Here is a 12,621-nt window from a genome sequence, read left to right on the forward strand (position 1 = left end):
AGAAAGTCAATTTTCTATGGTGAAATCAACTATTTGTAGAAAATGGCGTTTTGAGTATTTTAGGTAGTTCTGCAATATCGGAAACGTGATTTCCGCTATTTCGGAGGTGTATCCATAAACGTGCCATCGCGCTCATATCGGCGCTTCACCACTTCAACGGGGACACATCAACATGGCAATTTTCGATTCTCTCTCCCGCTATCGCCCACAGGCACTCGGGGCGTTGCGCATCATGACGGCGCTGCTTTTCATTTCGCATGGAACGCAGAAACTGTTTGGTTTTCCGGCATCGCAGATGGAAGGCTCCCTGCCGACGATGCTGCTGGTGGCGGCGATTCTGGAATTCGTCGGCGGCATTCTCGTGCTGATCGGTCTTTTCACGCGTCCGGTCGCATTCATCCTGTCCGGCCAGATGGCGGTTGCCTATTTCATCGCGCATGGGCCGAAGAGCTTCTTCCCGGCACTCAACGGGGGTGATGCCGCCATCCTGTTCTGCTTCATCTTCCTCTATCTGTTCGTGGCCGGTCCGGGCGCTTTCTCGGTGGATGAGCGCCGGGCCTGATCTGCCTGACCGGACATCGATTTGTTTTGCCGAACCCCCCCGCGTGGCCAACGCCGCGCGGGGCTTCTTTTTAGAGCAGGATCGATACTTCGGCCGCGGCCGAAGCATAGGCGCCTGTTTTCCGGTTAAGAACGGGTCACCCTCAATGTAGTTGGAAATCGATCCGTGTCCTCTGAGAACCCCATCGCCCGCGAATTGCTGCTTCTGGCCGTGTTGTCCACGCTGTGGGCCGCATCCTACACTTTCATCAAGATCGGGGTGGAGACCATTCCGCCCCTTACCTTCATCGCATCGCGCACGATGATCGCCGGTCTGCTGCTCTTCGCGGTGATCCGGCTGCGCGGGTTGCGTCTGCCCACGGATTTAGCGACGTGGCGGCTGTTCTTCATTCAGGCCTGTATCAACAGCGTTCTCCCCTTCACGCTGATCGCCTGGGCCGAACAGAGCATCGATGCCGGCCTCGCCGTCATTCTCAATGCCACGACGCCGATCTTTACCTTTCTTCTCACGGCGCTCGTGATCCGGCATGAGGCAGTCAGCGGGCGCAAGCTGTTCGGCACGATTGCCGGCATGACGGGCGTTTGCCTCATTATCGGCATGGAGGCACTTGATGGGGCGGGCGAGGCGATATGGAGCCAGCTCGCCGTGCTGACAGCGGCATTTTCTTATGCCTGCGCGGCCATTTTCAGTAAAAATTTCAAAGGGCTCGATCCGATCATGCCGGCCGCCGGCTCGCTTATCTGCGGTGCTGTCCTGCTGCTGCCCGTGAGCCTGATTGTCGACCGACCCTGGACCTTGTCGCCTTCGGCGGCATCACTGGCGGCGCTGTTGTGCCTCAGTGTGTTTTCGACCGCGCTCGCCTTCATGATCTATTTCCGGCTGATGCAGACGCTCGGTTCGGTCGGTACCACCTCGCAGGCCTATCTCAGGGTGCCGGTCGGGGTCGCCATCGGCATGGCGTTTCTGGGGGAAATGCCGACGCCCGCCATGTGGGGTGGGCTCGTCTGCGTGATTGCGGGCGTGCTGGCGATGACCCTGCCGTCACGGCGTCGTCCGGTCGCGCAGGGGAACTGAAGGCGAAGAAAAGCCCCGCTACCGGGTGTGGCTGCGGGGCTTGATTATTGGCGAGCGCGTGCCGCTTGTCTTCTCCCCGCCGGGGAGAAGGTCGCGGCAGCGGGCTGAGGGGGCAAGGGTGATGAGATACGGCAACTTTACCCCCTCATCCGACCCTTCGGGCCATCTTCTGCCCGGCGGGGAGAAGAAACGCCCGGCAATGCCGCGGCGTCCTCAATCCATTCAGAGCGCCTTAACGGTTGCGGCCGCGATGGCCGTTACCGGAAGCGCGTTTTTCCTGGCCGTTGCCGCCGGCAGGGGCGTGGCGGTTGGCGCCGCTGCCGCCGGGCTTGCGGGCCGGACGACGATGCTTGCGCGGGCCAGCCGGGCGGCCTGCGTCGCCTTCGGCCTGCTTCACGCGCTTGAAGTCTGAGGTGACTTCAAGATCATTGTCCGCATCGCGCGGCGCGTGGTGGCGAGACGGGCGGGATTCGCCGTTGTGGCGTCCGCCTTCGCGCGGACCGCGCTGCTGGCCGCCATTGTTATTTCGTCCGCCGCGGTTGTTGTTGGGGCGCGTCGGGCTGGCAAGACCGGCCGGGCGTTCACCAGAAGCAACCGGAATATCGATCTTCATCAGCTTTTCGATGTCGTGCAACAGGCGGGTTTCGTCCGGTGCGCAGAAAGCAATGGCGATGCCGTCGCGGCCGGCACGGGCGGTACGGCCGATGCGGTGGACATAAGCGTCCGGTACTTCCGGCAGGTCATAGTTGAAGACGTGCGTCACGGCCGGGATATCGATGCCGCGGGCCGCGACGTCGGTTGCGACCAGAACCTTGATCTCGCCGTCCTTGAAGCCCTTCAGGGCGCGCTCGCGCTGGCCCTGGCTCTTGTTGCCGTGGATGGAGGCGACCTTGAAGCCGATATGTTCGAGATGCTTGTAGAGCTTCTCCGCACCGTGCTTTGTGCGCAGGAACACGATGGCGCGGCCATCCGGGTTCTCGTTGAGCGACTTCTTCAGAAGCTCGGTCTTGTCGTTCTTGCCGGCGACGAAGTGGACATATTGCTCCACCTTGTCGGCTGCCTTGCCGGGCGGGGTCACTTCGACCTTCAGCGGATCGGTCAGGTAGCTGTGGGCAAGATCGGCGATCGCCTTCGGCATGGTGGCGGAGAAGAGCAGCGTCTGGCGCTTGGCGGGCACCATCTTCGAGATCTTGCGCAGATCGTGAATGAAGCCGAGGTCGAGCATCTGGTCCGCTTCGTCCAGCACCAGATAGGTGACCTTGGAGAGCGAGATGGCGTTGCGGGCGATGAGGTCAAGCAGGCGGCCGGGGGTTGCCACCAGAATGTCCGTGCCCTTTTCGAGCTGGAGCTGCTGCTTGTTGATCGATGCGCCGCCAACCACCTGGTTGATGCGCAGCGGCGTCTTCTTCACGAAAGCGCGCAGGTTTTCGCCGATCTGGTTCACCAGCTCGCGGGTCGGGGCAAGGATGAGCGTGCGGCAGGTGCGGTTTGCCGGGCGGTCCGCCTGCTTCATCAGCATTTCGATGATCGGCAGGCCGAAAGCGGCGGTCTTGCCGGTTCCGGTCTGTGCGAGGCCGATGAGGTCGCGGCCTTCGAGCAGCAGCGGAATGGCTTTTGCCTGAATGGGGGTCGGGGTTGTGTAGCCAAGCTGGGTAACGCTGGCAACAATCTTTTCGGAGAGGCCGAGTTCGCTAAAACTGGTCAATATAATGCCTTTCGGGGCGCCAAAAACCAATCGTCCGGAACAGGGCTGCTGTCCGGCGGTTTCGGCGTCAAGAACCCCGCGTGAATTGGGAACTTGTGGGTTGGAATAACTTTCTGCGCATCAGTGCGGCACATGCCGTCTTCTGTATTCTCTGCGCTTTTCCTTCATGCGGGCCAAGTCTCTCTCGGACCAAGTCTTCTCAACATACGCTGCAGCTCACGCGGCTGCCGAAGGTGAAAGCTTGACCGGCATGTGGGCGTTTTACTCGCCAAAGTCAAGCGATAGTTTCATGACATGGCTGCCGGACGGCGCATGGCAGCCATGCGGAACGCTGCCGCCAGCTGGCCGAAGAGCTGGGCCGCAGCGAATAATTATGGTTAAAAAAGTGTATTGCCGGGCAGGGCGCATAGCAAAAACAGATTTTCTCACATAACGTTTTTGCGAAGTCATCTAGAAATATTTGATTCGACAAAAGTGAAACTGCACGCTGTGGAGTATCGATTGACCGAGGGCAGCGGGTTGCTGGAAAAGGCTTGCAGGGCTGTTGCCGCCCTGAACCTGCCCGCGTGCATCAAGGACAGCGAGCTGCGCTATCTCGTGGTCAACGCCGCCTACGCACGGTTGATGGGGCGTCCCCTCAGGGCGTTCGAAGGCCACACCAGCCTTTCCCTCTCGGCTGATATCCGTGATGCGGAGCGGGAGGACAGGGAGCGCCGTTCACTCGTTTTTGCGACGGACGAGATGATCGCCTGCCATGCCTCGGTTTCCTCCCTGCCATACACACTTCGCTGCGAGCGCTTCACCGATGATGACGGCAGCCTGTTCCTGTTCGAAACGGTGGAAGACATGCCCTTGGGCGTTCTGACGGGGACGGCGGATATCGGCGGGGCGTCGGACCTGCTGTTCAGTAGCGGCCTCATGGATTTCATCGATGCCGGCATCGTCGTCTACGATCCGGAAAACCGGCTGGTTTATTGCAATGCCCGTTTCGCGGAGTTCTATAGCGGTTTTGGTGTCGAGCTGAAGCCGGGCATCCGGCTCGAGGCGCTGATGGAGGCGCTCTATTTTTCGAGCGGATATCGTCGCGTCAAAGAAGACGACCCTGCGTTCGAAGGCTGGATGCGGGAGCAGTTGCGCGATTTTTCCCTGCCCTATCTCGAAAGGGTGGAGCAGTTCGCCGATGGCCGCTGGGTGCGCATGGTCAACAAGCGGCTGGAAAACGGCATGCTGGTTGGCCTGCGCATCGATGTGACCGAGTTCAAGGCGCACGAGACCCTTCTCAGCGCCCAGATCCGCGAGACCTGGTTGCTGCGCGCTGCCCTCGAACAATTGCCGGTGGGGGTTTTCCTGAGGGATCAGGACAGGCGGCTGACCTATGCCAATGCCGCCTATGACGCATTTCTCGGCGGCAATCTCGCCGACTATATCGGCAAGACCGAATCCGAAATGTTTCCGCAGAATGGCTCCCAGTTCCAGCAGGAAAACGAACGGATCTTGCAGACCGGGGAGGCGCTCGAACGCACGGGAAACATGCCTCAGCGCAACGGACGGTCCATTCCCGTCATCACGCGGCTCGGCCGCGTTGCGACACCGGATGACGAATATTACCTCGTGGGCTCCGTCACCGATGTCAGCCTCCTGCAGGAGCGGGAAAAGGCGCTGATCGCCACACAGGCCGAAGCCGAGGCGCTGCATCGCCAGCTCGAGGCGGTGCTTCACGCGCTGCCCGTGGGGGTGCTGCTTCTCAGCGCCGATCTCGTCATCGAATATGTCAATCCGTTCTTCTACCAGGTCTGGGGCGAAATCGGCGGCGAGAAATCACTTGTGGGCAAAGACTATCGCGAATTCATGAGGATGAATTTCGATAGCGGCCTTTATGATTATGGCGATCGGCCTTTCGACGAGGTCTATAGCGAGCGGGCGCAGCGGCTCCTGAAGGATGAGGCCTTTGCCCCCCGCGAGGTGCGCAGCAAAAGCGGCAAGGTGACCGTCATCTCCAAAACGCGCCTCGAAGGCGGAAAAATCCTCAGCACCTATGCCGATGTGACGGATGTGCGAATGCGCGACGCCGAAATCAGCAAGGCGAAGGCCGAGCTGGAGCGCGTCGGAGAATATATGCAGGGCGCGACGCGCGCCATGGCGCAGGGCCTGGTGCTGGTGGAGCAGGGCACGATCATCATGTCCAACGAGGCGATGGCGCGGATGTTCGACGTGCCTCCCGAGCTGCTGGAAAAGGATCGCGACTGGTCCGGCTTCTTTGCCCATTGTGCCGCGCGCGGAGATTTCGGCACGGCTGAGGAAGCGGCCGCGATGCTCAATGCCTGGAAAGACAACATTGCCGCCAACCGGCCGTTCTCCTGGCTAATCCATGTCGCCGGCAAGAGCTGGCTCAACCTGGAAGCCACCAACAGTTCCGGCAATTACTGGCTCGTGATCGTCACCGACGTGACCGAGATGAAGATGCGCGAAGGCGAATTGCAACGTCTGCTTTCGCGGGCGGAAGCGGCGGACCGCGCCAAATCGGAATTTCTGGCCAATATGAGCCATGAAATTCGTACACCGATGAACGGCGTGCTTGGCATGGCGGAGCTTCTGGCCAAATCCAACCTCGATACGCGCCAGAAGACTTTCACCGACATCATCGTCAAGTCAGGCAATGCGCTTCTGACGATCATCAACGACATCCTCGATTTCTCCAAGATCGAAGCCGGGCAGATGAAACTGCGCAGCGTATCTTTCGATCCGGCGGAAGCCGTTGAGGATGTGGTTTCGCTCCTGTCCTCGGCGGCGCTGGAGAAGAATATAGAGCTGGTGGTGCGGACCGACCCGTCGGTTTTCGGCAAGGTCATCGGTGACGCCGGACGCTTCCGCCAGATTGTTACAAACCTCGTCGGGAATGCCGTCAAGTTCACCGAAACCGGTCATGTGCTGGTGGAGCTTTCTGCGCAGTCAGCGGAAGCTTCGGAGGCTATCCTGTCGCTGCGTGTCGAAGACAGCGGGATCGGTATTCCCTCCGACAAGCTGGAGACGATCTTCGACAAGTTCAGCCAGGTCGATAGTTCCGCCACGCGCCGTCACGAAGGAACCGGGCTCGGCCTGGCGATCACCGTCGGCCTTGTCGGACTGTTCAACGGCAAGATCGATGTCGTCAGCGAAGTGGGCAAGGGGTCGAGTTTCGAGGTCAATATCCCGTTTCAGATGACCGAAAGGCGGAGGGATGTCCCACCTCTTTCGGTGGCGATCGAAAATATCCGGGTGCTCGTCATCGATGACAACGATGTCAACCGGCGCATCCTGACGGAGCAGCTGCAAAGCTGGGGCATAGACGGCCATGCCGTCGAGGGAGGGCCCACCGGCATTGCCGTGCTGCAGGAAGCCGTAGCGGTGGGTCTTTCGATCGACGCCATCATTCTTGATTATCACATGCCTGTCATGAACGGCCTGGACGTCGTGGAGCGGATCAGGGCGGATCGCCGTTTCGACGACATCGCCATCATTTTCCTGACGTCCATGGATGTCGTGGGTGACGAGACGCTCTTTACCGATCTCAACGTGCAGGCACATCTGATGAAGCCCGCGCGGGCGCGGCTGTTGCGCTCCACCCTGTTCGACGTGGTGCGCGACGTGCGGCTGAAACGCGCGCGGCCGGAAGCTTTCGCAGGTGCCTCGGACGGCGGTTCGTCCCGGCCGGAAGGTCCTGCTTCAGAAAAGAAGCGGCGGGCAGAGGTGCCGACAGTTTCCGTCCGGCTGCGGCCCAGCCTGATCGATGTGCTGGTGGCCGAGGACAATGACGTCAACCAGATTGTTTTCACGCAGATTTTGCAGCAGACGGGTCTGCGGTTCCTGATCGTCGGCAATGGGAAAAAGGCCGTTCAGGCGTGGGAGGAATATAATCCCGCGATCATCCTCATGGATGTCTCCATGCCTGTCATGAACGGGCATCAGGCAACGCAGGCGATCCGGACGGCCGAACTTGCGGCCGCCGAAGGCCGGCATGTGCCGATCATTGGCGTGACGGCCCATACGCAGGATGCTGACCGCGATCTATGCCTGCAGGCCGGCATGGACGATTATCTGTCGAAGCCCATCAGCCCCGAAATTCTCGAGGATAAGATCGCCCAGTGGCTGGGTGAAGATATTCCGCGCCGGGTATCTGATGACGCAACCGGTCGCTGATGTCGTTTTGGTCAAACCGGGGGCCTGGTGCCGCAGAGCATTTCCCGTTTTCCTGCGAAACCCTTGCGTCGTTCCACATCAAAACCGGCGGCGATGAGATTGCGGCGGACGAAGCCTGCGGCGGCATAGGTGGCGAAGGTGCCTGCCGGCGCCGTCCTGGCGAACAGTGCCTGCATGATCTCCAGCGACCACATGTCCGGGTTGCGCGCAGGTGCGAAACCATCCAGGAACCAGGCATCGAAGGTTTCGTGACTGTTGGAAATACCGGTGAGCGCCTCGCCGCAGACCACCGTCAGGCGTGTTTCACCATCGAGTTCAATCTCTACCTTCCCCTTCGGTTCGGCGGGCCAGAGGGCGGTGAGCGCCCTGCGTTCGGCGTCCACCTCCGGCCAGCGGGAAAGTGCCCGGCCGATCTCGTCCGCCTTCATCGGGTAGAGTTCGAAGGAGATGAAATGCAACGTGGAGCGGCCGTTGCGGAGCTCTTTCCATTGGCGCCATGTCTCGCACAGATTGAGCGCGGTGCCGAAGCCCAGTTCCCCGATGCGGAAGACGCCTTCGCGTTCCCGCCAGCGTTGCGGCAGGCCGTTTCCTGACAGGAAGACGTGGCCACATTCCAGCCTGCCATCCGTCTGGCAATAAAAATGGTCGTCAAAAGCCAGCGAATAGGGCATATCCCCGTCACGCCAGTCGAGTGCAGTGTGGGTTTCGCCGGTTGCCGAACCGGCCTGTGCGCCAGTCTCTCTGATAGTGTCGTTGGAATCTTTCATGGCTAAAGCCGATAATCCCGCTTTCGAACAGGGTCAATCACCAAGAACGCCTTTGCCTGCTTCCGTCCCTCTCCTCATCGTCGGGGGTGGTATCATGGGTCTATGGGCTGCGGTTAAGGCGGAACGGCTCGGCATCGATACGTTGTTAGTGGAGGCGGACCATCCCGGTGGCGGCGCGAGTGGCGGGCTGCTCGGCGCGCTGATGCCTCATATGCCGGACCGCTGGTCGGACAAGAAGCAGTTCCAGTTCGCCGCCCTCGTGGCGCTGGAAAAAGAGATCGCCGGGCTGGAGGCGGAGACCGGGCTTTCCGCCGGTTATCGCCGCTCTGGCCGGATCATCCCATTGCCGAAGCCGCATCTGCGTCCCATCGCCGAGCGGCATGAAAGGGATGCGCAGGAGAACTGGGTCTCGGGTGAGCGCCGGTTCCATTGGCATGTCGGTGACAGCCCCGCGGTTGCGGGCTGGGTGGATGACGCGGCTGGCGCAGCGGGTTTCGTGTTCGATACGCTGGCGGCGCGGGTGGCTCCGCGTGCAATGATTGCGCTTCTTTCGGCATTTCTCGGCAAGGCGCGGCATGTGCGGTTGATCAAGGGTTGCCGCGTCCTTTCGCTTGACGCGGAGACAGGCCGGGCGGCGCTGTCTTCGGGTGACGAGGTCGTGTTCGGGCACGCCGTGATCGCCAATGGGCATCGATCCTTTCCCCTGATCCGGGACGCACTGGGCCTCGACACCGGGCTGGTGCTCGGGCAGCCGGTGAAGGGGCAGGCGGCGCTGCTCGACGCGGCGGTCGATCCGGCCATGCCGGTGGTGTTCCTGAACGGTCTTTACATCGTGCCGCACGAAGACGGAACGGTCGCCATCGGCAGTACCAGCGAAGATTGTTTTTCCGACCCCTTCGATACGGATGAGAAGCTGGAAAAACTGCTTGCGGATGCGGCTGCGATTGTCCCCTGCCTTGGCGGGGCGCCGGTTCTCGAACGCTGGGCCGGGCTGCGGCCGAAGGCTGCGGGCAGAGACCCCATGGTGGGAACGGTTGCCGGTCACCCGAAGCTTGTGGCATTGACGGGCGGCTTCAAGGTGAGCTTCGGTCTTGCCCATTCTCTTGCCGATGCCGCGCTACAGGCCGTCTGCGGAAAGGCACCGGACGTGCCGCGGAGTTTCCAGCTTCAAGAACACGTGAACATAGCCATGGCGGGCATCGGAAAGTTCTGACCAGACCGCTTACGTCGTTAATCTGTCACGCAAATCACTTATTTGCTGGCCTGCAACGAGGCAGGTTTGTCCGCTTTTGCGGCGAGGTGACAGCGCATGCGATACGCCATTCATTTCACGCCTTCCCCCAATGACCCCCTGACGCAGGTGGCCGCTGCGTGGCTGGGGCGCGATGCCTATTCCGGTCAGGCGGTTGAGCCGCCCGGTATGATCGATCTTGGCATGCAGGAGATTTCCTATCACACGGCCCTGCCGCGCCGGTATGGTTTCCATGGCACCATCAAGGCTCCTTTCCGCCTTGCCGAGGGTCAGTCCGAAGCGGCGCTCCTGCGCGACCTGATGTATTTTTCCGGCAGGCAGGAACCCTTTCCGTTGCCGCAACTTGTGGTGGCGAGGCATGACAATGTCTTCAGCCTCGTCCCCGAACGGCCCTGTGAAGTGCTGCATTTTTTCGCGGCCCGCGTCGTGCAGGAATTCGACCGTTACCGGGCGCCTCTCACAGAGGCGGAGATCGAGCGTGCCGATCCGGACCGGCTGTCGGCCTCGCAGCTCACCAATCTGCACCGCTGGGGCAGCCCGCATGTGATGGACGAGTTCCGGTTCCAGATGTCGTTGACCGGCGGTGTGGAACCCGCCAGCAGCCAGAGGATCGAGCGGGCCGTGCGCAAGGTGTTCGAGCCGCTGCTGTCCCGGTCCCTGCAATTTTCCAGCCTTGCGCTCTTCATCGAGGATGAGCCGGGAGCGCCTTTCCGGGTGCACTCGCTTCATCCCATGGGCCGCGTTTCCGCCCGCAAGATTGCCTGACTGGCGCGCCATCATAATCGTATACAAAAAAGCTTCGGAATGTCGGCAAAATTGATCTCGACATTCCGGATGCGAATGCTACCGTTCGACATCGCATATTCGAAGTGCGCTGCGTCATCCGTCTGGATCAGGCATCTTCGAAGTTCTGTTTATGTCTCCGAAATCGGTTGCCGATTGGGAGAGATGGTCTGGGTGGCTGAATGATTTCCGAAAACTACTCCCGCAATCTGGTGGGCTATGGCCGCAATGTTCCCGATCCGAAATGGCCGGGCGGTGCGCGCATTGCCGTGCAATTCGTCATCAATTACGAAGAGGGTGGCGAAAGTTGCATTCTCGACAATGACAAGGCGTCGGAATCGCTGCTGTCGGAAATCGTCGGCGCCCAGCCCTGGCCTGGCCAGCGCAACCTGAACATGGAATCGATCTATGAATATGGCTCGCGCGCCGGCTTCTGGCGGCTGTGGCGCATGTTCACCGGGCTTGGCGTCACCACCACCGTTTACGGCGTGACCGCAGCCATGGCCCGCAACCCGGAAGCGGTTGCGGCGATGAAGGAAGCGGGTTGGGAAATCGCCAGCCACGGATACCGCTGGCTGGAATACAAGGATTTTTCCGAGGAGGAAGAGCGTAAGCACATCGTCGAAGCGGTCCGTCTGCACACGGAGGTCACCGGCGAACGTCCCTATGGCATGTATCAGGGCAAGCCCTCGGACAATACGCTGCGGCTTGTCATGGAAGAGGGTGGTTTTCTCTATTCGTCGGACTCCTATGCCGACGATCTGCCCTATTGGGTGAAGGGTGTGAAGGATGAGCCTTTCCTGATCATTCCCTACACGCTTGAGACCAACGACATGCGGTTTGCCACGCCGCAGGGCTTCAATTCCGGCGACCAGTTCTTCACCTATCTGAAGGACGCTTTCGACGTGCTTTATCAGGAAGGTGTCGAAGGTGCGCCGAAGATGATGAGTGTCGGCCTGCATTGTCGTCTTGTCGGCCGTCCGGGTCGCGCAGCGGCACTTCGCCGCTTCATCGAATATGTGCTTGGCCACGAAAAGGTGTGGATCCCGCAGCGCATCGAGATCGCCCGTCACTGGCATGAGCATCACAAGCCGGAGGCGCTTTGATGCTGACGCGTGAGGACTTCGTTACCCGTTTCGGCGGCGTGTTCGAACATTCGCCATTCATTGCCGAGCGGGCCTATGACGCTGGTGGGGCCGGCCTGGAGCTGACGGCGAAGGCGGTTCATGCCGCGCTTAGCGCGCAGTTTCGCGCGGCTCCCGAGGCGGAAAGGCTTGGAGTGTTGCGGGCGCATCCCGATCTTGCCGGGAAGCTGGCAATTGCCGGTGAGTTGACGGCAGACAGCCGCAACGAACAGGCCGGTGCCGGGCTCGACAGGCTTACCCAGGAAGAGCACGCCCGTTTTACCGAATTGAACAGCGCCTATACCGATAAATTCGGTTTTCCTTTCATCATCGCGGTCAAGGGGCTGAACAGGCACGATATACTCTCGGCCTTCGAGACACGCATAGGTAACGGCGCAGCCGAAGAATTCGCGACCGCCACGGGGCAGGTTGAAAAGATCGCCTGGCTTCGTCTTTGCGCAATGCTGCCGCAGGGATGATTGGCGCGTTGCGGCCATTCTGCTAGAATCGCGCCGTGTGGAGATGACGATGAGACCTTCCGAGGTGCTGGAAAAGAACAGGGAAGCGATCCGCGAAGCGACGAAACGCTTCAATGCGGCAAATCCCCGCGTGTTCGGCTCCGTCGCCCGCGGCGAGGACAGGCCGGACAGCGATCTCGACATTCTGGTGGACGCGCTGCCGGGTACGACGCTGTTTGATCTCGGCGGTTTGCTGGAAGAACTGAAGACGATGCTTGGTGTCGAGGTCGATGTCGTCACCTCGGGCGGCTTGCATTCGGATATTCGGGCGCGCGTTCTGAAGGAAGCCAAAGCGGTATGAGTACGGATCGGCTTCTGCTCTATCTGAAGGAGATGGATGTTGCTGCTGCCAGGATACGGGATTTCATTCAGGATATGGATGAGGCCGCTTTTTCTTCCGACACGCGCACGCAGATGGCGGTGATGATGGGTCTTGCCCTGATTGGCGAGGCGGTCGCCAAGCTCGACAGGCACTACCCAGCATTTATACAGCAGCACCCGGAAATCCCCTGGATCAAGATGAAGGGTATGCGCAATCTGATCGTGCATGATTACTTCCGGGCAGAGCTCTCGGTCGTCTGGAAAACGATAACGCAGAGTATTCCGGATTTGCAGGCGCGCCTCTCCCTTCTCCGAAACTGGCATGCCCAAGGTGAATGA

At 60.4% G+C, this 12,621-nt stretch carries 11 protein-coding genes; 9 read left to right on the forward strand and 2 right to left on the reverse strand.

Annotated features, from left to right (window positions below; genetic code table 11):
- Positions 1-172: 172 nt before the first annotated feature.
- Together BLU28_RS04745 and BLU28_RS04750 are read left to right on the forward strand one after the other, a co-directional pair.
- On the forward strand, positions 173-562 hold the full coding sequence (locus tag BLU28_RS04745) for a DoxX family protein (protein ID WP_004443130.1): 390 nt from the start codon (positions 173-175) through the stop codon (positions 560-562).
- Between the two features lie 165 nt (positions 563-727).
- Positions 728-1,636 (forward strand): DMT family transporter, encoded by a 909-nt coding sequence (locus BLU28_RS04750; protein WP_077987351.1) that lies wholly within the window; start codon positions 728-730, stop codon positions 1,634-1,636.
- Between the two features lie 232 nt (positions 1,637-1,868).
- Here the strand turns inward: BLU28_RS04750 and BLU28_RS04755 are convergent, their stop codons facing one another.
- Positions 1,869-3,341, reverse strand: a complete 1,473-nt coding sequence (locus BLU28_RS04755) for a DEAD/DEAH box helicase (protein ID WP_004443127.1) — start codon at positions 3,339-3,341, stop codon at positions 1,869-1,871.
- Between the two features lie 501 nt (positions 3,342-3,842).
- On the opposite strand from BLU28_RS04755, the gene BLU28_RS04760 reads away from it, so the two are divergent.
- Positions 3,843-7,517, forward strand: coding sequence for a response regulator (locus BLU28_RS04760; RefSeq protein WP_168247036.1), 3,675 nt, complete (start codon positions 3,843-3,845; stop codon positions 7,515-7,517).
- A gap of 11 nt (positions 7,518-7,528) precedes the next feature.
- Here BLU28_RS04760 and mnmD read toward each other — a convergent pair whose 3' ends face one another.
- Positions 7,529-8,284, reverse strand: a complete 756-nt coding sequence (mnmD, locus tag BLU28_RS04765; protein ID WP_004443123.1) for a tRNA (5-methylaminomethyl-2-thiouridine)(34)-methyltransferase MnmC2 — start codon at positions 8,282-8,284, stop codon at positions 7,529-7,531.
- Between mnmD and BLU28_RS04770 the strand changes: the two genes are divergently transcribed.
- The 6 genes from BLU28_RS04770 (at position 8,283) to BLU28_RS04795 (ending at position 12,621) form a co-directional block, all read left to right on the forward strand.
- Entirely contained in the window at positions 8,283-9,497 is a 1,215-nt protein-coding gene (locus tag BLU28_RS04770; RefSeq protein ID WP_034498736.1) for an NAD(P)/FAD-dependent oxidoreductase, read from the forward strand. The genes mnmD and BLU28_RS04770 overlap by 2 nt on opposite strands.
- Positions 9,498-9,593: 96 nt before the next feature.
- Complete coding sequence (locus BLU28_RS04775) at positions 9,594-10,301, forward strand: DUF1045 domain-containing protein (protein WP_004443119.1); 708 nt, start codon at positions 9,594-9,596, stop codon at positions 10,299-10,301.
- 200 nt (positions 10,302-10,501) lie between these two features.
- Positions 10,502-11,425 (forward strand): allantoinase PuuE, encoded by a 924-nt coding sequence (puuE, locus tag BLU28_RS04780; RefSeq protein WP_072494737.1) that lies wholly within the window; start codon positions 10,502-10,504, stop codon positions 11,423-11,425.
- On the forward strand, positions 11,425-11,922 hold the full coding sequence (gene uraD, locus BLU28_RS04785) for a 2-oxo-4-hydroxy-4-carboxy-5-ureidoimidazoline decarboxylase (RefSeq protein WP_077987353.1): 498 nt from the start codon (positions 11,425-11,427) through the stop codon (positions 11,920-11,922). The genes puuE and uraD overlap by 1 nt, the downstream gene beginning before the upstream one ends.
- A gap of 49 nt (positions 11,923-11,971) precedes the next feature.
- Complete coding sequence (locus BLU28_RS04790) at positions 11,972-12,262, forward strand: nucleotidyltransferase family protein (protein WP_004443113.1); 291 nt, start codon at positions 11,972-11,974, stop codon at positions 12,260-12,262.
- On the forward strand, positions 12,259-12,621 hold the full coding sequence (locus BLU28_RS04795; protein WP_077987354.1) for a HepT-like ribonuclease domain-containing protein: 363 nt from the start codon (positions 12,259-12,261) through the stop codon (positions 12,619-12,621). The genes BLU28_RS04790 and BLU28_RS04795 overlap by 4 nt, the downstream gene beginning before the upstream one ends.

This window comes from Agrobacterium pusense (assembly GCF_900102105.1).
Lineage (GTDB): Bacteria > Pseudomonadota > Alphaproteobacteria > Rhizobiales > Rhizobiaceae > Agrobacterium > Agrobacterium pusense.

What these genes read in the sequence shown, in the direction of transcription:
- BLU28_RS04745 (WP_004443130.1), top strand. Translation starts at nt 173, where the DNA reads ATGGCAATTTTCGATTCTCTCTCCCGCTATCGCCCACAGGCACTCGGG.
- BLU28_RS04770 (WP_034498736.1), top strand. Translation starts at nt 8,283, where the DNA reads ATGGCTAAAGCCGATAATCCCGCTTTCGAACAGGGTCAATCACCAAGA.
- mnmD (WP_004443123.1), bottom strand. Translation starts at nt 8,284, where the DNA reads ATGAAAGATTCCAACGACACTATCAGAGAGACTGGCGCACAGGCCGGT.
- BLU28_RS04775 (WP_004443119.1), top strand. Translation starts at nt 9,594, where the DNA reads ATGCGATACGCCATTCATTTCACGCCTTCCCCCAATGACCCCCTGACG.
- puuE (WP_072494737.1), top strand. Translation starts at nt 10,502, where the DNA reads ATGATTTCCGAAAACTACTCCCGCAATCTGGTGGGCTATGGCCGCAAT.
- uraD (WP_077987353.1), top strand. Translation starts at nt 11,425, where the DNA reads ATGCTGACGCGTGAGGACTTCGTTACCCGTTTCGGCGGCGTGTTCGAA.
- BLU28_RS04790 (WP_004443113.1), top strand. Translation starts at nt 11,972, where the DNA reads ATGAGACCTTCCGAGGTGCTGGAAAAGAACAGGGAAGCGATCCGCGAA.
- BLU28_RS04795 (WP_077987354.1), top strand. Translation starts at nt 12,259, where the DNA reads ATGAGTACGGATCGGCTTCTGCTCTATCTGAAGGAGATGGATGTTGCT.